We start from the raw sequence: 21,387 nt of genomic DNA, 5'->3' as shown, positions 1-21,387 counted from the left end.
CCGGTTCACGGGCGCTGAGGGCCGGTTCACGGGCGCTGAGGGCCGGTTCACGGGCGCTGAGGGCCGGTTCACGGGCGCTGAGGGCCGGTTCACGGGCGCCGTTGACCGTGAACCGGAGTTCTGTGAGAACCGACTAGAAGCAGCCCTGGTAGCCGTCGATGGTGGCGGCCAGGACCTCGCGGCCGGGGCGCTCCCACAGGGCGTCGTTCATGACCTCGACCTCGATCGGGCCGGTGTAGCCGGCCTTCGCCACCGCGTCGTGGAACGGGCGCATGTCGATGACGCCGTCGCCGGGCAGGGCCCGGCCGGTCAGGACGCCGGCCGGCAGCGGGGTTGCCCAGTCGGCCAGCTGGTAGATCGCGATGCGGTCGCCGGCCCGGGCGATCTTGTCGAGGACGGTGTCGTCCCACCACAGGTGGTAGGTGTCGACGGTGACGCCGACCTGGCCGACGGGGTGCTGTTCGGCGATGGCCAGGGCCTGGTCCCAGGTGCTGATCACGCAGCGGTCGGCGGCGTACATCGGGTGCAGGGGTTCGACGGCCAGGGTGACGCCGGCGGCCGCCGCGTGCGGGACGAGCCGGCCGATCGCGTCGGCGACGTGCTGCCGGGCGCCGGCCAGGTCCTTCGAGCCTCCGGGCAGGCCGCCGGAGACCAGGACCAGGACTTTCGTGTCCAGGGCGTGTGCCTCGTCGATCGCCCGGCGGTTGTCGTCGAACCAGTCGGGGGCCTGGAAGAAGCCGCTGCGGCAGAGCGACGTGACGGTCAGGCCGGCGTCGCGGACCAGGCCGGCGGAGCGGTCCAGACCGTATTCGGCGACCGGTTCGCGCCACAGCGCCACCTTGTCGACGCCGGCTTCGACGCAGCCGGCGACCATGTCCTCGAGGTCCCAGAACTTCGCGGTGATCTGGTTGAAGGAGAAGCGTTTCATCCGGCCGTCACCTCGAAGAAGCGGTTCGCCCGGTGGGCCGCCAGGTCGGTGTCGGGCAGCAGGTTCGCGGCGTCCGCCAGCTCGATCAGTTCGGCGAAGTGCGGCACCGACCGGCCGGACTGCAGGCCGCCGACCATCGTGAAGTGGTTCTGGTGGCCGGCCAGCCAGGCCAGGAAGACGATGCCGGTCTTGTAGTAGAACGTCGGCTTGCTGAAGATGTGCCGGGACAGCGGCACCGTGGGCGCGAAGATCCGATCGTATTCGGCCAGATCACCGCGATCGAGGGCGTTCAGCGCGGCCGCGGCCGCCGGGGCGATCGCGGCGAAGATGCCGAGCAGCGCGTCCGAGTGGCCCTGGTCGTCGCCGCGGATCAGCGACGGATAGTTGAAGTCGTCGCCGGTGTAGAGGCGGACGCCGTCCGGCAGACGGCGGCGCAGACGGATCTCGTGGTCCGCGTCGAGCAGCGACACCTTGACGCCGTCGACCTTCGCCGGGTTGGCGGCGATCAGCTCCAGCAGCGTCTCGGTGGCCTTGTCCACATCGGGCGAACCCCAGTAGCCCTCGAGCGCCGGGTCGAAGGCGGTGCCCAGCCAGTGCAGCACGACCGGCTGATCCGATTCGGCCAGCAGGTCCTGGTAGATGTCGAGGTAGTCGGCCGCGTCCCGGGCGGTCGCCGCCAGGTGGCGGCTGCACATCAACACCGGCTTGGCGCCGGCTTCTGCCACGTCACTCAGCTGTTGCTTGTACGCTCCGCGAACCTGCTCCAGAGTCGCGGCCCCGACCGGCAGCTGGTCGGTGGCGACCCCGGCGACGATCAGTCCGCCGGCCGCTTTCGCCTCGGCGGCGCTGCGCCGGATCAGTTCCCGGGTCGCGGTGTAGTCCAGGCCCATCCCGCGCTGGGCGGTGTCCATCGCCTCGGCCACGCCCAGTCCGTGTGACCAGAGGTGGTGGCGGAACGCCAGAGTGGTCTCCCAGTCCAGCACCGCCGGCGCACCGGGCGCGTTCTCGGCCGTGGGGTCGGCGACGACGTGCGCGGCCGCGTACGCGATCCGGGTCTGTGCTCTGGTTGTGGGTTTCTCCCACGCGTTGTGCGAGGTGAGGGTGAGGGTCCGCCCGCCGGGCAGATCGACGGTCGCCATCTCAGGCGTTCTCGATCTCGATGCGACGGCCGTCGCGCGCCGACTGCAGGCCGGCTTCGGCCAGGCGCACGCCGCGGGCTCCGGAGGCGAAGTCCCAGTGGAACGGCTCGTCGGCGACCACGTGCCGCAGGAAGGCCTCCCACTGCACCTTGAAGCCGTTGTCGAACTCGTCGTTGTCCGGCACCTCGGACCATTCGTCGCGGAACGACTTGCCGGTGAGCGGCAGGTCCGGGTTCCACACCGGTTTCGGCGTGGTGGCCCGGTGCTGGATCTTGCAGCCACGCAGGCCGGCCACGGCGCTGCCATGGGTGCCGTCGACCTGGAACTCGACCAGTTCGTCGCGGTTGACCCGGACCGCCCAGGACGAGTTCAGCTGGGCGACGATGCCGCCCTCCAGCTCGAAGATCGCGTAGGCGGCGTCGTCGGCGTCGGCCGTGTACTTCTCGCCGCGCTCGTCGACCCGCTCGGTGATGTGTGTGGAGGTGGTCGCCTGCACGCTGCGGACCGCGCCGAACAGTTCCTCGAGCACGTAGTTCCAGTGCGGGAACATGTCCATCACGATGCCGCCGCCGTCGGCGAGCCGGTAGTTCCAGGACGGGCGCTGGGCGACCTGCCAGTCGCCCTCGAACACCCAGTAGCCGAACTCGCCGCGCACCGACAGGATCCGGCCGAAGAAGCCGCCGTCGATGAGGCGCTTGAGTTTGCGCAGGCCGGGCAGGAACAGCTTGTCCTGCACGACGCCGTTGCGCACGCCCGCGGAGGCGGCCAGCTCGGCCAGTTCCCGCGACGCGGCGGAGCTCTCGGCGAGCGGCTTCTCGGTGTAGACGTGCTTGCCGGCGGCGATCGCCTGACGGATCGCCTTCTCCCGCTGCGCGGTCACCTGCGAGTCGAAGTAGATCTCCACGTCCGGGCGGGCGAGCGCCTCGGCCAGGTCGGTGGTCCACTCGGTGAGGCCGTGCTGCGCCGCGATGGCGGCCAGCTTGTCGGGGTCGCGGCCGACCAGGATCGGCTCGGGCCAGATGTGCCCGCCGCCGGGCAGGGGGACACCGCCCTCCTCCCGGATGGCGAGCAGGGAACGGACCAGGTGCTGCCGGTATCCCATCCGACCGGTCACGCCGTTGATGACGATGCCGATCGATCTGCGTGCTGCCATGCGGACTCCTCCTCGCTGCCTGTCGCCTTACCGGGCAGTCACTCCGTACTGTCCTCGGGAAAGCGCTTTCCTGCTGCTGGCAGCGTAGGCATCCGACCCCCTGTCGGACAAGGGGGCGTTTGGCACTCCGCAGCAGGTGACCGGCGTCACAGCATACTGCGGGCAACCTCTCCGGCCTGGTGATCCACATGTGGGTGTCCGTTCCGGCGAAAGGAAACCCCATGGAAGACGCACCGAAGAAGAGCGGCCGTAAGAGGAAGGTCGTCCTCGCGACCGGAATGGCGGCCGTGGTCGCCGGCATGGGTGGCCTCGCGGCGACCTCGTTCGCCGACACCCCTGCGGTCCCCTCCTTCTCGGACGACTTCTCCGACGGCGACACCGCGGGCTGGGAGAAGTCCGGCGGCACCTGGTCGATCGCCGGCGACGGCGACAAGTCTCTCCAGCAGGCCAAGACCGGGGCCACCCTGTCCCGGCAGTTCGCCGGATCGGCCGACTGGACCGACTACACGGTCCAGGCCGCGATCGAGCCGCGGTCGATCGCCGCCGACGGGTACGCCGGAATCGTCGCCCGGGCCACCAGCTCCACCACCTTCTACCGGCTGGCGGTGACCGGTGCGAACAAGGTCCGCCTGGAGTCGGTCAAGTCCGGCACCGCGACCGTGCTGGGTGAGGCGGCGCTGACCGTCACGTCCGGCAAGGAGTACACGCTGGGCCTGACCGTCAAGGGCGACAAGCTCACCGGCTCGGTCAACGGGGCGTCGATCCTGAGCGGGACGGCCTCCACGTCCGCGAAGGGGCGGATCGGGCTCCAGACGTACAGCGGAACCGCGCAGTTCGACGACGTGGTGGTCTCGGCCTCATCGTCCGCCACGGCCTCTCCCACCGCCTCGGCCGCAGCCTCCGCCACTGCCACTGCCACTGCCTCGGCCCCTGCTTCGGCCTCCGCCTCCGCCTCCGCCTCGGCTTCTCCGTCCGCCTCGGCTTCCACGCCCGCCACCTCGGCCGGCACTTTCGAGAACAGCCCGATCGGATTCGGCGCGGGCACGACCGGCGGCGCCGGCGGCACCACCGTGAAGATCACCTCGCTGGACCAGCTGGTCACCGAGGCGGCGTCCGACGGCAAGAAGATCCTGCAGATCTCCACGGTCCTCAAGGGTGACGGCAGCGACCAGGTCGTCGTCTCCTCCGACAAGACCATCGTGGGTGTCGGCTCCAACGCCGGACTGACCGGAGCGGGCATCTTCATCAAGAAGGCCAGCAACGTCGTCGTCCGCAACCTGAAGATCTCGTTCGCGGTGGCGCCGGTCGACCTGATCGCCGTTCAGAAGTCGGACCACATCTGGATCGACCACAACGAGCTCTTCAACGACACCAGCCACGACAAGGACTTCTACGACGGCATGCTCGACCTGACGCACGCCACCGACCTCGTCACGGTCTCCTGGAACTACCTGCACGACCACTCGAAGGGCTCGCTGCTCGGCCACAGCGACAACAACGCCGCCGAGGACACCGGCAAGCTGCGGATCACCTACAGCCACAACTGGTTCGACAACGTGGCCTCCCGGCTGCCGCGCCTGCGCTTCGGCACCGTGCACCTGTACAACAACCTGTTCACCAACGCCAAGACCAGCGGCATCCACTGCCTGATGAACTCGCAGTGCCTGGTGGAGAACAACGTGTTCGTCGACGTGAAGCTGCCGGTCTGGACCACGCAGGACTCCGACGAGGACGGCGCCGCGGTCATCTCCGGCAACGACTTCGGCGGTGCGGAGCCGGTGATCACCAAGACCGGCACGTTCACCAAGGCGCCCTACACGGTGACCCTGGACGCGACCGGGACCGTCGCCGCCACCGTCAAGGCGGGCGCGGGCGCCGGCAAGCTCTGACCCGTCCCCTAGCGGGCGACCCTTTCCAGGAACAGGACGGCGGCCTCGGCGACATCGGCCGCCGTCCAGTCCAGGGAATGCTCGGTGACGGTGACCTCGGTCATCGCGTACCCCGGGACCTCGGTGTCCCGCCAGCCACCGGCGAACCAGATCCGCTCCTGCTCGGCCAGGGCCAGCACGGCATCGTCGAGAGCCCGGGCCGGGTACGGCAGGAAGAGCCGGAACTGGTGGGTGTGCGGCGGTGACGGGAACACCCGGGCGCCCGGCACCTCGGCGAGCGCCGCCGCCACGATCCGGGCGTGCCGCACGTAGTCCGGCAAACGGGGCAGCTCCCGGTCCAGCCCGGCCTGCGCGGCCAGGACGGCCGGCCACTGCTGGAAGACGTCCCCGCCGTACCGGTGCCGCCAGTCACGGGCGTAGGCGGCCAGCGCGGTGCTGCCGGCCAGCGCCGCGCCACTGATCCCGTCGACGCTCTTGTAGAACGACACGTACACGCTGTCGGCCAGCGCGGCGATCTCCGGCAGGGTGTGCCCCAGGTACGGCGCGGACTCCCAGAGCCGGGCGCCGTCGAAGTGCACCCGGGCACCGGCAGACCGGATCTCCGCGCACAACGCGACCAGCTCCGGCCAGGTCGGCAGCACGAAACCGGCGTCCCGCAACGGAAGCTCGACGACGACCGTCCCGACCGGCTCGCCCAGTTCGGCGATCTCGGCCGCGGTCGGGTTGCGGGGTTCGGTGGTCGGGTGGACGGCGCGCAGGCCGGAGAGGGTCGCGTACGCATGCCCCTCGTGCATCTCCTGATGCCCCAGCGGATGCAGGGCGATCGACGGAACCCCGCCGTGATCGGCCGCGTACCGGACCGCGACCTGCTGCGCCATCGTGCCGGTCGGGAAGAGGACCGCTGCCTCCATGCCGAGCAGCGCGGCGACCCGTTCCTCCAGGATGGACACCGGCCCGTTGCCGTAGCGGTCGGGCAGTCCGTCGAGGTCGCCGCCGCGGGCCAGATCGGTGAGGCGCTCACGCATCGTCGCCGGGCGTACCCCGGAGAGGATCCGCTCGCACGAACGCATGGCCAGCATGCGACGTTCACGGGGGTTCTCGGTCATCGCTCGATTCTGTCGTACCCTCCGGCTAATCTTCGCGCCACCTGATGACGCCGGACGACGAGGTGAGAGCAGTGCCGACTTTCCCCGACTTCGTGTTCCCGGCCGCCTGGCGGCGGTTCCGTTACGCACGTCGTGGCAGTGCCGGCGCCGGCTCGTTCACTCCCGACCCACAGGCCCGCTCGCTCGTCGACGCCGAGCTGGATCGGACGCCCGGGCGGGTCCGCGCGGTCCTGGAGTCCGGCACCACCCCCGAGGATCTGCGGGCGGCCGGGCTGGCGTGGCTCGCCGGCGATCCAGCCGCACCACCGACCGGCGCCGCCGCGGTCGCCGCGTCCCTCAACCGTCACTGGCACCGGCGCGGCGAGGCCGGCGTCTTCGCCGATCTGTGGATCGCCGAGCGGGGCACCCGGTTCGCCGCGGAGGCGGCCGTCCAGCTGATGGCGCTGATCCTCGACGACCGGGCCAACCGGTTCGTCCTGACCGGCAACGACAGCCCGGGGGTCCGCGGCATGCACCCCGGCGAGCGGCGGCCGAGCGGCTACCAGCTGGACCTGCCGGTGGAGGTTCTGCTGCGGGTCCGGTCGGCGCTCGCCGCCCTGCCCGAGGAGGAGTTCACCGCGATCGTTGCGGTCCTCGAGCCCTACCGCGCCGGCCACGCCTACCAGCGGGCCGGCACCTCGGTGCTGGTTCCCGGCCGCACCGACTGGGTCGAGCAGGACGTGCTGTCCACGGTCGGTGACACCGACGACTACCGCGCGTCCGCCCTGATCACCGCGGTGAGCACGGTCGACCATGCCCGGATGTTGGCGCCGCTGGCCGGCACCTGGGACGTCCTCGGTTCGATGCCCATGCTGACCACCCTGGTCGACGGAATCGGGCCGGCCGCGGCACCGGCCCTGTTCACCTGGTTCGACCAGCAGACCCACTACGTCGAGGTGCAGCGCCGGCTGCTCACCGTGCTGGTCCAGCTGCCCGGCGACGAGGTGCTGACCGGGCTGGCGGACCGCGTCGGCGTCCGGCACGTGGCACCCGCGCTGCTCGACGCGGCCGGCCGGTTCCCGGCCCCGGCCCTGCGTGTCCTCGCCGAGAAGGCCGGACACCGCCCGGTCGCCGACCTGCTCCACGGATTCGTCCGCACCCACGCTGCGCTGGCCGCCGAGGTGCTGCCGGAGCTGAGCGAGGCCGCCGCCGACCGGGTGCGCGGCATCCTCGACGACGCGGCGGGCATGCGGGTCGCGCCGGTCTCCGCGGTGCCGCCGCTGCTCGTCGACCCGCCCTGGCTACACCCCGGCAAACCCGCCAAACCAGTCGTGATCACCGGCCTGACCTGCGACGATCCGCCCACCGTGCGGTGGCTGCCGGGCGAGCGGGAGGCCTGGCTGCAGACGCCGGTCCGCCGGTTCGACCCGCCCGGCCGCAGCTGGAAGCAGGTCGCCGACCGTGTCGCCGCAGGCCGGGCCTCCTGGTTCGAGGCGTTCCAATTCTTCACCGAGGCCCCGGAGGAACTGGCCCGGCCACTGGTGTCGGGCTGGCGCTCCGAGGAGACCTGGTACACCGAGCCGTGGATGCGGGTGATCGCGGCCCGCCTCGGCGCCGACGCCCTGCCGCCGATCCTCGCCCTGGTCACCGGCGGGGCGACCGACGTGCCGCCGGTGCTGATGCCGTTCGCGTCGCCCGGGATCGCGGTGCTGGCCGCCGACTGGCTGGCCCGCCTGAAGACGTTGCGGCGCACCGCGCTGGAGTGGCTGCTGCGGCATCCGGCGGAGGCGGCCCGGGCGCTGGTGCCACCGGCGCTGGGCAAGGCCGGCACCGCCCGCCGCCAGGCCGAACAGGCACTGCTCGCCCTCCACACCAACGGGCAGACCGCTGCGGTTCGGGCGGCCGCCTCGTCATATGGGACAGCGGCCGCGGACGCCGTCGAAACACTGTTCGCCACCGATCCGCTGTCCGTCCTACCGGTGAAACCACCGGCCGTCCCGGCGTGGGCGCTGCCCGACCTGCTGCCACCGGTCCACCTGCGCGACGGATCCGGGGTGCTGCCCGCCGCATCGGTGGCGCACCTCGTCACGATCCTGTCGGTGTCGCGGCTCGACGACCCGTACCCCGGGGTGAAGATCGTCCGCGAAGCGTGCGAACCGGCGAGCCTCGCGGAATTCGCGTGGGGCGTGTTCCACCGCTGGACGTCGACCGGCGGCACCGCCAAGGAGAACTGGGCGCTCGACGCGCTCGGCCTGTTCGGCGACGACGAGACGGTCCGGCGCCTGACCCCGCTGATCCTGGCCTGGCCCGGTGAGGGCGGGCACGCCCGTGCGGTGGCCGGCGTCAACGTGCTGGCGGCCATCGGCACCGACGTGGCCCTCATGCACCTGCACGGCATCGCGCAGCGCGCCAAGTTCAAGGGGCTGCGCAGCGCCGCCGAGCAGCGGATGGCCGAGGTCGCAGCCGGGCTCGGCCTCAGCTCGGAGGAGCTCGCCGATCGTCTCGTCCCCGACCTGGGGCTCGACGCCGACGGCAGCCTGCGCCTCGACTACGGTCCGCGGCAGTTCGTGGTGGGCTTCGACGAGCAGCTCCGGCCGTTCGTGCTGGACAGCACCGGCAAGAGACTCAAGGCCCTGCCGAAACCGGGCGCCCGGGACGACGCGGAGCTGGCGCCGGCCGCCTACCAGGCGTTCAGCACGCTGAAGAAAGACGTGCGGACGATCGCCACCGACCTGGTCCGGCGGCTGGAGCAGGCGATGGTCGGCTCCCGGCGCTGGACCGGCGAGGACTTCCAGCGGCTCTTCGTCGGGCATCCGCTGGTCCGGCACGTCGTCCGGCGGCTCGTCTGGGGCGTCTTCGACGAGGCCGGCACGCCGGCGGGGTCCTTCCGGGTCGCGGAGGACTCCTCGTTCGCCACCGTCGAGGACGAGCCGGCGACGATCCCGGCGGGCACGCTCGTGGGGGTGCCACACCCGCTGCACCTGGGCGACAGCCTGGCGGCGTGGTCGGAGGTCTTCGCCGACTACGAGATCCTGCAGCCGTTCCCGCAGCTCGGGCGGCCGGTGTTCGCGCTGACCGCGGACGAGGCGGCCGGCACCGACCTGGTCCGGTTCGAGCAGCTCACCGTGCCGGCCACCAGCGTGCTGAGTCTGGAACGGCGCGGATGGCAGCGGGAGAGCCCTCAGGACGCGGGGATCCAGGGGCGGATCGAGCTGACCATCGCGCCGGGACTCGAGGTCGGCGTCGACCTGGAGCCGGGGATCGTGGTCGGCGATGTCACGCACTTCCCCGAACAGAAACTCACCGACGTCTACCTGCACGACGGCACCGGGTCGGGCCGGGGCGCCGACGGGCGCGGCCGGGTGCCGTTGTCGGCGCTGTCCGCGGTGGCGGCGTCCGAGCTGCTCCGGGATCTGACCGAGCTGACCACGGCCTGACCGTCATGCCGCCGTCTGTTCCCTGAGACGGCCGGTCACCGCCGGGTAGCCGTATCGGTGCAGCATCGGCCACGCCAGTGCGGTGACCGTCAGGCGCGGCCCGATCGGCTGGTCCCGGCGCCACCGGTCGTCGGGGCGCAGTTCCACCGGGCCGCTGCGGAAGCGGCCCGGGTTGCCGGAGACGGTGTGGTTGGCGGCCAGCAGCACCGTCGTGTCGTCGAGGAACGGGTCGGTGCCGCCGTGCACACCGGTGAAATCGAGCAGGCCCGCCACCGTCGCGCGCGGGGCGGCGGCGAAGTCCTCGTAGCGCAGCAGGCGGTAACGGCCCGGGTAGGTGCGGGCCAGCCGTCCCGCGTACGCGTTCCAGACCAGCCAGTGCAGGGTGCTGTCGGCCGGCCGGTGCCGGCTCATCGTGGTGGGTTTGCGCCGGTCCGGCTGCGGGGTGGTGCTCATCCACGAATACGTCACCGCCCGTGGATCGCGGACCATGTGCAGCAGGTACGGCTCGATGTCGCGCATCTGCGGCAGCAGCGCGGCACCGGACGGGACCTTGGACGAGTCGACGATCAGTTCGGCGCCGGTGACCTCGGCGATCGCGTGGTAGAGGCGGGTGAGCACGCGCCGGTACTCGTCGGCCTCGTCGGAGAGCGGGCCGCTCAGCAGGGCACCGGTGTGGCGTACCCGGGTGACCCGTTGCTGCAGGTCGGTCAGGTGCCGCGGGTCGGGCTGCCGGTCGCCCCATGCCACGTGCAGGATCTCCCGCCACAGGGCGCAGCGGGTGAACTGGTCGCCGCAGCCGCATTTGCGTTTCTGCATCAGCCCGCGCCGCCACAGGTAGAACAGTTCGCCGGTGGAGAAGACGGTCTGGTGCGAGTTGAGGATATTGTCGACGATGGTCGTCCCGCTGCGACCCCATCCGGCGATGTACAGGACCTTCACCATGATCGGGAGTCTTCTGCCGGATGCTGAGTGCCGCCTCGGCGAATGCTGTCCGCAGTATTAGAGACGGTTGTCAGCGTCGCTGCGCGCGGAGTTCCACCAGTAGTCCGTCGCGGTCGGTGAGGACCGCGCCGAGGATGCGCCGGCCCGCGGCGAGCAGGTCGGCGACGTCCGGGGTGCTGAGCGCGTACATCACCAGGGCGCCGTCGCGGAACGAGGCCACGATGCCGGCCCGGCGCAGGACGGCGAGCTGCTGCGACAGGTTCGACGCTTCGACGTCGATTTCGGCGAGGAGGTCGCGCACCGGTTTCGGGCCGTCCTGGAGCAGTTCCAGCACCCGGATGCGGACCGGATGGCCCAGGGTGCGGAACATCTCGGCCTTCGCCTGGTACAGCGGCACTGACACAGCGTTCCCTCCGCCTCGTACGCCGATGGACCGATGAACGGGTGGGTCCTCTACCAACCAACGGCGTCGGGTCGGTGCGGTTACGCGTACACCCACGGTCGGCTCTTGAAAGATCTCGCAGTTGCCGACTTGCAGAAGTCTGCAAGCTGAGCACCGCATGTAACGAAACTCCCACGGTCGGTTATCCGCAAGCCGGACATCGTGTGCGACCGCATCCCGGCCCGGTCGTCCACTCTCGGCGGTATCGGATCGATGGACGTGGGAGGAACCGGGATGCCGGACATGGATGTGGCCTTGAAGGACGCGATGCAGATCGACGGTGCGATCGGCGCCGCCCTGGTCGACCGGGGCAGCGGGATGGCGCTGGGGATCGCGGGCGGCAGCAAGATCTTCGACCTGACCGTGGCCGCCGCCGCGAACACCGAGGTGATCCGCGCGAAGATCCGCACGATGGAGATGCTCGGCCTGCGGGAGAGCGTCGAGGACATCCTGGTCACGCTCGATACGCAATATCACCTGCTGCGTCCCCTGACCGGGCGTTCCGGGCAGGGACTGTTCCTCTATCTGGCGCTGAACAAGGACCGGGCCAACCTGGCACTGGCCCGGCACCAGCTCAAGCGGATCGAGGAGAACCTCGACATCTGACCTTTGCCGCGGCATGGTGCGGAGGAACACCGGGGACGGGTCGTCCGGTTGGTGGGCATCGGGCGACCACCACGGCGGTGGTGCCGGGCTGCCAGAATGGGCTCGAGGTGATCACCATGCTCGCGCCGCCGATGCCCCGGGTCCGGACCGCCATGATGATCCAGCAGTGGCGGCAGCTGACGTTCCTGCACTGGCGTTATCCCGCCGAGGCGGTGCGCCGGCTGCTTCCGGCCGGCCTGACTCCGGACACGGCCGGCAGCGACGTCTGGGTGGGCCTGATCCCGTTCATGATGCGCGAGGTGCGACCGCCCTGGCTGCCCGAGCTGCCGTGGTTGTCGGCCTTCGCGGAGACGAATCTGCGCACGTACGTGCGGGGGCCGGACGGTGAACCCGGCATCTACTTCTTCTCGCTCGACGCGGCCCGGCTGCCGGCCGTGATCGCGGCCCGGGCCGGACTCAACCTGCCCTACCGCTGGAGTGCGATGTCGCTGCGCACCGACGGCGACGTGATCGACTATCGCGGTGTCCGGCGGGCCGAGCCGCGCGGTGCGTCGTATCGGATCCGGGTGCGCACCGGCGCGGAGTTCCCGGAGGCGGAACTCGGCGAGCTCGACCATTTCCTGACCACCCGCGGGCGTCTCTACACCACCGTCGGCGGCAGGCTGATCACCGTCGAGGTCTGGCATCCGGATTGGCCGCTGCACCGGGCCGAACTGCTCGAACTCCGGCAGGATCTCACCGCGGCGGCCGGCCTGCCGGATCCGGCAGGTGCGCCGCTGGTCCATTACTCACCCGGGGTGCGCACCCGCATCGGCCTGCCGCGCCGGGCCCGCGTCAGCCGGTGAACTCGCGGGACAGCATCGCGAACTGCAGTTCGGTGGTCCACTCGCCCTTGAACATCTCGTTCTCCACCAGGCGGGCCTCCTGGCGCATGCCGAGCCGCCGGGCCACCGCCGCCGAGGGGCCGTTGCGTTCGTCGAGCCGGGCCGTGATGCGCCGTAGGCCCATCTGCTCGAACCCGAGCCGGAGCATCGCCCGGGTTGCCTCGGTCGCATAGCCGTGCCCGGCGAACCGGGGGTGCAGCAGGTAGCCGATCTCGCCGCTCAGGTGTTCCCGGCTGGTGTAGAAGAGCACCACGTCGCCGACCAGCTCACCGGTCTGCCGCAGCTCGATGCCGAGGCAGAGGCCCTGCCCCTCGCCGGTCAGCGCGGTGGCCCGCCAGGTCGAGGCGAGACGGTCCGCGATCACGTCCGGGGTCATCGGCTCGAAGGGGACGAACCGGCAGACGTCCGGCATGCTGCGGTAGGCGTGCAGTGCCGGGGCATCCGCGGCGGTCAACGGGCGCAGGGCGAGCCGCTCGGTGTGGACGGGATAGGCGGGACGCAGCTCGGGCATGCGGTGATCCTGCCATCCCGAGCCGCGTTCGCACAGGTGTTCGAGTTATCCACAGGCTGTGTCCCCAGCCTGTGCACAACTCAGCGGCGCTCGGCCTCGCCGCCGCGCCGGCTCACCAACATCCAGGCACCGGGCAGCAGGGCCGCCGCCAGCGCCGTCTTCAGAACATCACCGATGAGGTACGGGGTGAGCCCCTTCATCACGGCCGTCGGCAGGTCCATGCCCGTTGCGAAGGCGAGCCACGGCACCCCGATCAGATAGATCAGCGCGCTGCCCGCCGTCATCAAGCCGATCGTGTGCCAGGGCCGACGGTCCGCCCCGAGTGCGGCGAGTTGCCCGGTCAACGCCGCGGCCAGCACGAACGCGACAAGGTAACCACCCGTCGCGGCGGGCCATCCGGCCTCGGCACCGGCGAACCAGGGGACACCGAGGACGCCGGCCACGGCGTACAGCAGCATCCCCGCCGCACCGCGGGTCGCGCCGAGCGTGGCCCCGGCCAGCAGCACCGCGAAGGTCTGCCCGGTGATCGGCACCGGCGAACCCGGAACCGGGATGACGATCTGGGCGGCGACGCCGACCATCACTGCCGCACCGGCGGTCAGGACCACGTCCCGCACCACCGACCGGCCCCACACGTCGGCCAGAACTCCGGGCGCTGTCGCCCCGTAGACGCCGTATGCCACCGTGAACCTCCTCTGTGCACTGTTTTCCCTGTATGCGTGCACGTGCACGAACCTTATGGCCGAGCGGCCCCGGACGGCAGAGTCCATGATCGAACCGTGATGTGTCGGTCGTCGCAATGCGGCCGGGGGCGCCGCGCGAGCCCGCGCGACGCCCCCGCTCTCCACCTGATCAGAGCTTTTCGATCAGAGCGTGAGGGTCCAGCTGTTGATCGTTCCGGTGTCGCCCGAGTAGACGTCCTGCACCTTGAGGCGCCACGTGCCGTTGGCGGCCTCGCTGGACAGGTTGGCCGTGTAGGTCGCGACCACGTTGTCGGTGCTGTCGCTGCTCGACGAGGCCTTCAGGGCGTACGTCGAACCGTCCGGCGCGACCAGGTCGATCTTCACGTCACCGCGGTAGGTGTGGGTGATGTTGACCGCGACCGTCGAGGTCGACGACGCGCTGCGGGCACAGCCGCTGATCACGATGTCGCTGTACACCGCCGAGCCGGCGTCCGGGATGGACACCGCGGTGCCGTTGGTGACCGCCGCGCAGGTGCTCGGCGAGGTGGTGGTCGACGGCGAGGTCGACGCGGTCGGCGAGCTGGTCGACGCGGTGCAGGTCGGGTCGGCGGTCTGGGCCGGCACGCTCACCGCGTCCCAGGCGGCCTTGACCGTGTTGAAGACCGTGCAGTCGCTCGGGTACAGGTTCTTCGCCGCGGTCAGCGTCCAGGTGCGGTACTTCAGGTACGACGAGCTGGACGTCTTGATCAGCATCGCGTTGTACATGACCTTGATGGCGGTCTGGATGCCGACGCCGGTGATCGCGCCGGAGCCGGTGCACCGGGTGCTGGCCGGCTGCCCGTTCGTCGGGTTGGTGCCCTCGGCGAGCAGGTAGAACCAGTGGTTGCCGGGACCGGCCGCCGCGTGCACCTCGTCGCTCGGCGTGCTGCTGGAGTAGCAGTTGTCGTCGCCGGCCAGTGACGGGTTGTACATGTACCGGATCGGGCCGCTGCCGACCAGGTTGACCTCCTCGCCGACCTGGTAGTCGGGGGCGTCGTTGGGGTTGTTCGCGTACCACTCGGTGGCCGCGCCGATGGTGTCGGCGACGAACTCCTGGGTGTTGCCGTTCGAGATGCCGCCCGGCGTGGTGTCGTCGATGCCGTGACCCAGTTCGTGACCCACCACGTCGGCGGAGGCGATCCACTGCGACGAGGTGTTGTAGCCGATCTGGATCTGGGTGCCGTCGTAGTACGCGTTCTGGTCGGCCAGCCCGACTCGAATCGGCCAGCCACCACCGCTGCCGTTGAAGCCGTTACGCCCGAGCCAGCTGCTCAGCATCGCCTTCTGCTTCTGGGCGACGTAGAACGCGTCGACACAGCCGGTCTCCCGGTTGGTGCCGGTGCCGTTGCCCCACACGTTGTCGGTACCGCTGAAGATCGCGTTGCCGGTCGCGTTCTGGCAGCTCAGCGTGGTCATCGACGGGTCGCGCATGGTGTAGGTCGAACCGGAGAGCGTGGTGTCCAGGCTGACCGCGCCGTTGATCCACCCGGTTCCGGTGCCGGCCACGTCGGTGACGTGCTCGTACGTGCGCAGCACCGAACCGTCGGCCGCGTCCACGTCGACGGTCAGCCGGCTGACGCCCTCGGCGCCGGTGCCGTTGATGGTCGACTCCCAGGCCAGCGTCGGGTCACCGGTCGTGGTGACCACGACAAGTTTGGTGCCCTCGACGTTCTTGACCGTCTTGAGCTCGGCCTTGGCGATCGCGACCGAGTCGGCGGCGGACAGCTTCGGGGTGACCGAGAGGGCGCCGATCGGCTCGTCCTGGGCCACCGACGTGTACTTCGCCTGGCCGTAGTTGTCGGTGACCACGACGAAGTCGCCACCGATGACCGGCAGACCCTTGTAGGTACGGTCGAAGGGCACGTACTGCAGGTTCTCCGAGGTGATCACCTGGTGCTGGACGAACGCCTCGCCGTCACTGGCCTGCAGCGCCGCCGGGCGGTCGGCCACGAGCGCCGACGCCGCGTCGGCGGCCGCGACACGTGCTGCGGCCGGGTCGAGCGGCTTCTTGGCGGTCGCCGGTCCGGCGATCGCCACCATCGCCGAAGCCACCGCGGTTGCGGCGGTCACAGCGATGACGACTGGGGTACGGGATTTCACACGTGCTCCTCTCCTGCCCGCGGGGGTGACGGGCAGGTGCTCAACCGTCCGTGGACGGCGGGTCACACCTGGTGACTTGAGCAGAGACGTTAAGCATCGACGGGCATCACCGAATCGGGGAAAACCCTTGTGCGGCTTTCTCCCGGGTACGCGGGTCAGGCCCCGATCTGGCTGATCTCCACGAACGGGGCGTTGTTGAACCACTGAGCGTGAACGATGAAGTTCTTGTCGGACGAGGTGAAATAGATCGCCATGTTCACGTCGGAACCGGTCTTCTGCACCGTGTAGCCATCCGCCGGCGTGGCCGTGACCAGGAAGACCTTGCCCTCACTGGTCATCTTGATGACGACCTGACCGCCGTCGCACTTGAACGACCGGACGTACGTCTTCACGCCGTCTTCACCGGTAGTGACGGTCCAGCCGTCCTCGATGATGGCCTCGGGCGCTTTGCTGCTCTTCGACGGGGATGGCTTCGGGCTTGTCCGGGACGGCTTCGCGGCCGGGCTCTTCGACGGCTCCTCCGCGGGGGGCGTCGTCTTCTCCGGCGACCGCACCGGTGCGGCACTCGTGGTCGTCACCGCCACCTCGGCGGCCGGCAGCGCACCCAGATCGGGAAGCGCGCCCTCCTCCGCCCGGGCCGCACCGAGCACCGGCGACAACGCCACCGACGACAGCACGATGCTGGTCGCGGTGGCCACACACCAGCCCGCCACCGGGAGCCACCTCGAAGATCGCACGAGGCCATCCTCTCACCACCGCCTATCCTGTGCGCCATGGCGATGATCCTGTTGGTCGAGGACGACCGCATCATCACGGCCGCGTTGACGCGGGCGCTGACCGATGCGGGACATGTCGTACGCCCGGTCGGCCAAGCCGCCGCCGCCCTGCGGATCGTCACCCAGGAACGGCCCGACCTGGTGATCCTCGACCTCGGGCTGCCCGACATCGACGGCACCGACGCGCTGCGGATGATGCGGACCGTCTCCGACGTGCCGGTGATCGTGGCGACCGCCCGCCGATCGGAGTCGGACATCATCGCCCTGCTCAGCGCCGGCGCCGACGACTACGTGACCAAGCCGTTCTCCGGCGGGCACATCCTCGCCAGGATCTCGGCGGTGCTGCGCCGGGCGCGTACCGTCACCGAACAGCAGCCGAACGCGATCACGGTGGGCGAGCTGGTGATCCGCCCCCGGCAGCGCCGCGTCGAACTCAACGGCGAACCGCTGCAACTCACCCGCCGCGAATTCGACGTGCTGGCGTACCTCGCCGAACGCGTCGGCCAGGTGATCAGCCGGCGGGAACTGATGAACCAGGTCTGGCAGCAGGCCCGCATCGGCGAAGAACAGACCATCGACGTGCACATCTCCTGGCTGCGCCGCAAGCTCGGGGAGACCGCCGCCAAACCCCGCTTCCTGCACACCGTCCGAGGAGTCGGCGTCATGATGGTCGATCCGCAGTGAGGTGGGCGCTGAACCGGCTGGCGCTGGCGATCACCTCGATGGTGGCACTCGCCTTCCTGGTGCCGCTCGCCGTCGCCACCCGGCAGATCGCCCACGACCGGGCCATCTCCGACGCGCGCCAGCAGGCCACCGCCATGGTGACCGTGCTCGGCGTCAACAGCGACATGCTCGCCCTCACCGAAGCGGTGGCCAGCACCTCCGCGGGCAGCGCCGGCCGGCTCGCCGTGCACCTGCCCGGCATCGTCCCGATCGGCACATCCCACCTGGCCACCTCCTCCTCGGGGACCGAGATGATCGCCCGGGCCGCGCGGGAAGGCCGGTCCGGCACCGCGGACACCACGGGCGGGATCGCCTACCTCCAGCCGACGGTGCTCACGGACGGGCGTACCGTCATCGTCGAGGTCTTCGTGCCCACCGACGATCTCCACCGCGGGGTCTGGACCGCCTGGCTCGCCCTCGGCGGCCTGGCGATCGTGCTGGTCGCCGGCTCGACCCTCTTCGCCGACCGGCTCGGCAGCCAACTGGTGCGCTCCACCCGGCAACTCGCCGAGGCCAGCCGCCGACTCGGCGGCGGCGACCTGAGCGGACGCCTCACCCCGACCGGCCCGCGCGAACTCCGCGACGCGGCGACCGCCTTCAACACCATGGCCGAGGACATGCGCCGGCTCCTGGACCGGGAACGCGAACTCGCCGCGGACCTCTCCCACCGATTGCGTACGCCGCTGACAGGTCTGCGCCTGGACGCCGAGGCGATCCCGCCCGGCCCGATCGCCGACCGGATGCGTCAGGCCTGCGACCTGCTCGACGAGGAGCTGGAGGCGATCATCACGGGCGCCCGGCTGGGCACCGAGGCCCGCAGCGCCGAGAAGTCCGACCTGGTCGAGGTGCTCGCCGACCGGCTGGCCTTCTGGTCGGTGCTCGCCGAGGATCAGGAACGGCCGTGGGAGGTGATCGGTGGCAACGAGCCGGTGATGCTCCCGATGTCCCGCAGCGACCTGATCCTGGTGGTCGACGCGATGCTCGGCAACGTCTTCTCCCACACCGACGAAGGCGTGGCGTTCCGGGTGATGGTCTCCGCCAGCGGACTGCTCGTGGACGACGCCGGCCCCGGCATCCCCGACCCTGACGCTGCCGTGACCAGGGGTTTCAGTGGCGCCGGCTCGACCGGTCTGGGCCTGGACATCGTCCGCCGCGCCGCCGACACTCTGCACGGGCAACTCGTCGTCGCCCGCAGCCCGCTCGGCGGTGCCCGGGTCGGGTTCCTGCTGCACGCGGCCCCGGTTTCATAGGCTTTTCCGGTCTCTTTAAGGCTCCCTTATGGCAGCCCTCCCTAATGTTCTGCCTGGTAATCGCAAGGCCGAACAGTTTGGAGAGCAGACATGCGCAGGAAGATCGCCTATCCGCTGGCAACCCTGGGAATGGTCGCCTCCAGCCTGGCCGTGGCCGCGTCGCCCGCCTCGGCCCACGGTTACGTCTCGACCCCGCCGAGCAGGCAGGCCCTCTGCGCCGCCGGCACGGTCACCGACTGCGGCGGCATCCAGTTCGAGCCGCAGAGCGTCGAAGCGCCCAAGGGCTCCAAGGAGTGCAACGGCGGCAACGGCGCCTTCCCGGTCCTCAACGACGAGTCACGCAACTGGCCGGCCACCACGGTCGGCAGCTCCGTCACCTTCAACTGGGTGCTGACCGCCCGCCACCGCACCGCCACCTGGGTGTACTACGTGGACGGCAAAGAGGTGGCCTCGTTCGACGACAAGAACCAGATCCCCGAGGCGACGGTCTCGCACAAGGTCGACCTGAGCGCCTTCTCCGGCAAGAAGACGGTGCTGGCAGTCTGGAACATCGGCGACACGGTGAACGCCTTCTACAACTGCGTGGACGTCAACATCGGCGGTACGGGCGGCGGCTCCACGCCCACGTCCGCGCCCACCACCTCGGCGCCGGCTGCCTCGTCCGCGCCGGCTGCTTCGTCCGCGCCGGCCACCAGGGCTCCGACCACGGCGCCGACGACGGTTGCTCCGACGGCCACCGCTACTGCTCCTCCTGCTTCCGGGGGTTCGGAATGGGCGCCCGGCGTGTCCTACAAAACAGGCGATGTAGTGACTTATGAGGGTGTTTCTTACCAGTGCCGGCAGGGCCACTCGTCGATCCGCAGCTGGGAGCCGTCGATCTGGACCCTCGCGCTGTGGCTGCCGCTGTGAACCGCCACCTGGTAGCCCTGGCCCTGACAGTGCCGCTGTTCCTGGGCGCCTGCGGCACGGCCGTGGAGAAGTCGTCCACCCCGGTGCAGACCCAGAACGTCAAGGCCGCCGCCGACATCACCGCCGGCGACACGTACAACGACACCGACGTGATGTTCCTGCAGATGCTGATCGACAACCAGGATCAGGCCCTGCAGATGGTCGACATCGCCATCGACCGAGCCTCCCGCCAGGAGGTAGTCGACTTGGCGAAGGCGGTCCAGGCCACCCAGTCCGACGAGACAGCCATGATGAAGAACTGGCTGACGTCCTGGGACAAGCCCACGACCCTGGACGAGCGGGTGAGCCTGCACGCCGATCACGGAGGCATGCCCAGCACCGGCGATGAAGAGATCGCATCCCTGAAGACGGTGAAGAAGGCGAACTTCGAGACCGCGTTCCTCAACCTGTTCCTGGCCCACCAGCACAACGCCGTCGAGTTCGCCGACCTCGAACTCGACAAGGGCGCCAACGACCAGGCCAAGGCATACGCCGAACGCGTGAAGCAGTCCCGAGCCGACCAGGTCCAGCAGATGCTCAAGCTCCTGAACAGCTGACCCGCACCTCAAGACGGCCTATCTCTGAGAGGTGGGCCGTCTTGCTTTGTCGTTTCACTCCTTGCATGTGCCATCCGCACTGAACTGGCGCACACTCGTGACCGTGAAGCGGGGCAGAACATCAAGATTCGAGCGGCTGACAGCGATCGTGCCGCCTGAGGTCGCTACGAGAGTGGTGCAGCGTGAAGAAGCTTCGAGCACCTCACGCCATCCGTTCCAGCAGCATGCCGCGCCTGATGGGCCGATGGCGGAGACGCGGGCCCGGCCACCACATGCCGTTTCTGGAGAGCCGCCAGCGGAGGTAAAGGTCTTCGCCGACTGGTTCGAGAACAGCCCGGACGCGAGGAACAAATTTCGGTGGGTCCTGCGCGACTCCTTGGACCAGGTGCTAGATGGCGGGCGTACCGGCCGCTGGCACTACCGCCAGATGAGCAAGAACGAGAAGTCACATCTCGGGAGCACGGTCGAGGTCAACCTGACCAAGAGGTTCGCGATCATGGATGGGGCGATCCTCGACTGGCGAATTGCAGGCCAGGAGCTGGATTGCAAGTTCTCCAAGGATGTCGGTGGCTGGGAGATCCCGATGGAGATGTACACCTGCCCCGATCATGGCGAGCAGAGCGGCCAAGCGGACCATCCGGCGCTGCTTGTGTGGATGAACGATGACGAGAGCCAGCGGGGAGCCGGTCTGCTCAGGATTACCGACGAGCGACTGCGGTGGCGGCAGGACAAGCAGACCGGGGCTCGTGTACGTGGCTACAACCGGGACAACAAAAGGCGAATCCGGAAGGAGTCGCTTTCTGAAGTCCACTGGTTGTGGGGAGGTCTTCAGACGGACCTGCCCGAGAACATCCTGCTCCAACTCGACCCAGCCGACCGGGCGACAATCTTGTCAGCATCGACCGGGCAACAGCGTATGAACGCGTTGTTCCGTACCGTGCGTGGAAGGCTCGTCAACCGTGCCACCGTCCTGACAGTGGGGCAGCAGGATGATTCTCCCAAGCGTGCTCGGGACTCCCGTATCTCCCTTCGTGCGGACGGAGTCGTGGTGCTGGGTCATCAGAAATCCGATCCAGTGGTGGCTGCGGTTCTAGGGCTGGATGTCCCGGCCAAGGGAACTTGGATCTCGGCCAGGTTGGCTGAGGTCGATCGGTATGACCCGAGGCCCCGCGTGCTTATCGACGGCAGATTCTGGGCGGTTGCCGAAGAGTCCGACCCGCCGGTTGAAGTGCCTCTCGTCCCCGAAGAACTTGTACGGCAGGATCACCTCGGAGAATGGGACTGACTTGCCGAAC

The 21,387-nt window shown here is 69.7% G+C and carries 19 protein-coding genes; 9 read left to right on the top strand and 10 right to left on the bottom strand.

Annotated features, from left to right (window positions below; translation table 11 throughout):
- Positions 1-133: 133 nt before the first annotated feature.
- The 3 genes from WH85_RS36810 to WH85_RS36800 are packed head-to-tail and all read right to left on the bottom strand — an operon-like array spanning position 134 to position 3,220.
- Positions 134-928 carry a sugar phosphate isomerase/epimerase family protein gene (locus tag WH85_RS36810; protein WP_045746747.1) on the bottom strand — a complete coding sequence of 265 codons (795 nt, stop codon included), beginning with the start codon at positions 926-928 and terminating at the stop codon, positions 134-136.
- Complete coding sequence (locus tag WH85_RS36805; protein ID WP_045746746.1) at positions 925-2,067, bottom strand: dihydrodipicolinate synthase family protein; 1,143 nt, start codon at positions 2,065-2,067, stop codon at positions 925-927. The genes WH85_RS36810 and WH85_RS36805 overlap by 4 nt, the downstream gene beginning before the upstream one ends.
- Before the next feature lies 1 nt (position 2,068).
- Positions 2,069-3,220: a Gfo/Idh/MocA family protein gene (locus tag WH85_RS36800; RefSeq protein WP_045746745.1), complete on the bottom strand. Its 1,152-nt coding sequence runs from the start codon at positions 3,218-3,220 to the stop codon at positions 2,069-2,071.
- Positions 3,221-3,441: 221 nt separating this feature from the next.
- Between WH85_RS36800 and WH85_RS36795 the strand changes: the two genes are divergently transcribed.
- The gene (locus WH85_RS36795) at positions 3,442-5,109 is read left to right on the top strand and encodes a pectate lyase family protein (protein WP_211275562.1); all 1,668 of its coding nucleotides are present in this window, start codon (positions 3,442-3,444) and stop codon (positions 5,107-5,109) included.
- Between the two features lie 8 nt (positions 5,110-5,117).
- On the opposite strand, the gene WH85_RS36790 is transcribed toward WH85_RS36795, so the two are convergent.
- Positions 5,118-6,215: a threonine aldolase family protein gene (locus WH85_RS36790; RefSeq protein WP_045746744.1), complete on the bottom strand. Its 1,098-nt coding sequence runs from the start codon at positions 6,213-6,215 to the stop codon at positions 5,118-5,120.
- Positions 6,216-6,286: 71 nt separating this feature from the next.
- Here WH85_RS36790 and WH85_RS36785 point away from each other — a divergent pair, with 71 nt between their 5' ends.
- Positions 6,287-9,631, top strand: a complete 3,345-nt coding sequence (locus WH85_RS36785) for a DUF4132 domain-containing protein (RefSeq protein ID WP_045746743.1) — start codon at positions 6,287-6,289, stop codon at positions 9,629-9,631.
- A 3-nt stretch (positions 9,632-9,634) separates the two neighbouring features.
- On the opposite strand, the gene WH85_RS36780 is transcribed toward WH85_RS36785, so the two are convergent.
- Together WH85_RS36780 and WH85_RS36775 are read right to left on the bottom strand one after the other, a co-directional pair.
- Entirely contained in the window at positions 9,635-10,573 is a 939-nt protein-coding gene (locus WH85_RS36780; RefSeq protein WP_045746742.1) for a sulfotransferase, read from the bottom strand.
- Positions 10,574-10,643: 70 nt separating this feature from the next.
- A complete protein-coding gene (locus WH85_RS36775; protein WP_045746741.1) occupies positions 10,644-10,976 on the bottom strand; it encodes an ArsR/SmtB family transcription factor in 333 nt (110 codons plus the stop codon).
- Positions 10,977-11,249: 273 nt separating this feature from the next.
- On the opposite strand from WH85_RS36775, the gene WH85_RS36770 reads away from it, so the two are divergent.
- Both WH85_RS36770 and WH85_RS36765 read left to right on the top strand, forming a co-directional pair.
- Entirely contained in the window at positions 11,250-11,621 is a 372-nt protein-coding gene (locus WH85_RS36770) for a hypothetical protein (RefSeq protein ID WP_045746740.1), read from the top strand.
- Positions 11,622-11,737: 116 nt separating this feature from the next.
- Positions 11,738-12,466, top strand: coding sequence for a YqjF family protein (locus tag WH85_RS36765; protein ID WP_045746739.1), 729 nt, complete (start codon positions 11,738-11,740; stop codon positions 12,464-12,466).
- On the opposite strand, the gene WH85_RS36760 is transcribed toward WH85_RS36765, so the two are convergent.
- The 4 genes from WH85_RS36760 to WH85_RS36745 form a co-directional block, all read right to left on the bottom strand.
- The gene (locus tag WH85_RS36760) at positions 12,456-13,016 is read right to left on the bottom strand and encodes a GNAT family N-acetyltransferase (RefSeq protein ID WP_045746738.1); all 561 of its coding nucleotides are present in this window, start codon (positions 13,014-13,016) and stop codon (positions 12,456-12,458) included. The two genes, WH85_RS36765 and WH85_RS36760, sit on opposite strands and share 11 nt — an antisense overlap.
- Before the next feature lie 80 nt (positions 13,017-13,096).
- Positions 13,097-13,699, bottom strand: coding sequence for a biotin transporter BioY (locus WH85_RS36755; RefSeq protein ID WP_045746737.1), 603 nt, complete (start codon positions 13,697-13,699; stop codon positions 13,097-13,099).
- A 183-nt stretch (positions 13,700-13,882) separates the two neighbouring features.
- A complete protein-coding gene (locus WH85_RS36750) occupies positions 13,883-15,838 on the bottom strand; it encodes a M4 family metallopeptidase (RefSeq protein ID WP_052721061.1) in 1,956 nt (651 codons plus the stop codon).
- A gap of 155 nt (positions 15,839-15,993) precedes the next feature.
- On the bottom strand, positions 15,994-16,575 hold the full coding sequence (locus tag WH85_RS36745; protein ID WP_045746735.1) for a hypothetical protein: 582 nt from the start codon (positions 16,573-16,575) through the stop codon (positions 15,994-15,996).
- Between the two features lie 36 nt (positions 16,576-16,611).
- Between WH85_RS36745 and WH85_RS36740 the strand changes: the two genes are divergently transcribed.
- From WH85_RS36740 to WH85_RS36720, 5 genes are all read left to right on the top strand, one after another.
- Entirely contained in the window at positions 16,612-17,298 is a 687-nt protein-coding gene (locus WH85_RS36740; RefSeq protein ID WP_045746734.1) for a response regulator transcription factor, read from the top strand.
- Positions 17,295-18,587, top strand: coding sequence for a HAMP domain-containing protein (locus WH85_RS36735; protein WP_045746733.1), 1,293 nt, complete (start codon positions 17,295-17,297; stop codon positions 18,585-18,587). The genes WH85_RS36740 and WH85_RS36735 overlap by 4 nt, the downstream gene beginning before the upstream one ends.
- Positions 18,588-18,677: 90 nt before the next feature.
- Complete coding sequence (locus tag WH85_RS36730; RefSeq protein WP_045746732.1) at positions 18,678-19,496, top strand: lytic polysaccharide monooxygenase; 819 nt, start codon at positions 18,678-18,680, stop codon at positions 19,494-19,496.
- On the top strand, positions 19,481-20,092 hold the full coding sequence (locus tag WH85_RS36725) for a DUF305 domain-containing protein (protein ID WP_245674246.1): 612 nt from the start codon (positions 19,481-19,483) through the stop codon (positions 20,090-20,092). The genes WH85_RS36730 and WH85_RS36725 overlap by 16 nt, the downstream gene beginning before the upstream one ends.
- A 244-nt stretch (positions 20,093-20,336) precedes the next feature.
- Positions 20,337-21,377: a NaeI family type II restriction endonuclease gene (locus tag WH85_RS36720; protein ID WP_052721059.1), complete on the top strand. Its 1,041-nt coding sequence runs from the start codon at positions 20,337-20,339 to the stop codon at positions 21,375-21,377.
- Positions 21,378-21,387 lie beyond the last annotated feature (10 nt).

The sequence above is a fragment of the Actinoplanes rectilineatus genome, from assembly GCF_000962825.1.
Classification (GTDB): domain Bacteria; phylum Actinomycetota; class Actinomycetes; order Mycobacteriales; family Micromonosporaceae; genus Actinoplanes; species Actinoplanes rectilineatus.
Note: the sequence above shows the minus strand (reverse complement) of the source record. Positions and strands in the feature narration are given on the sequence as shown.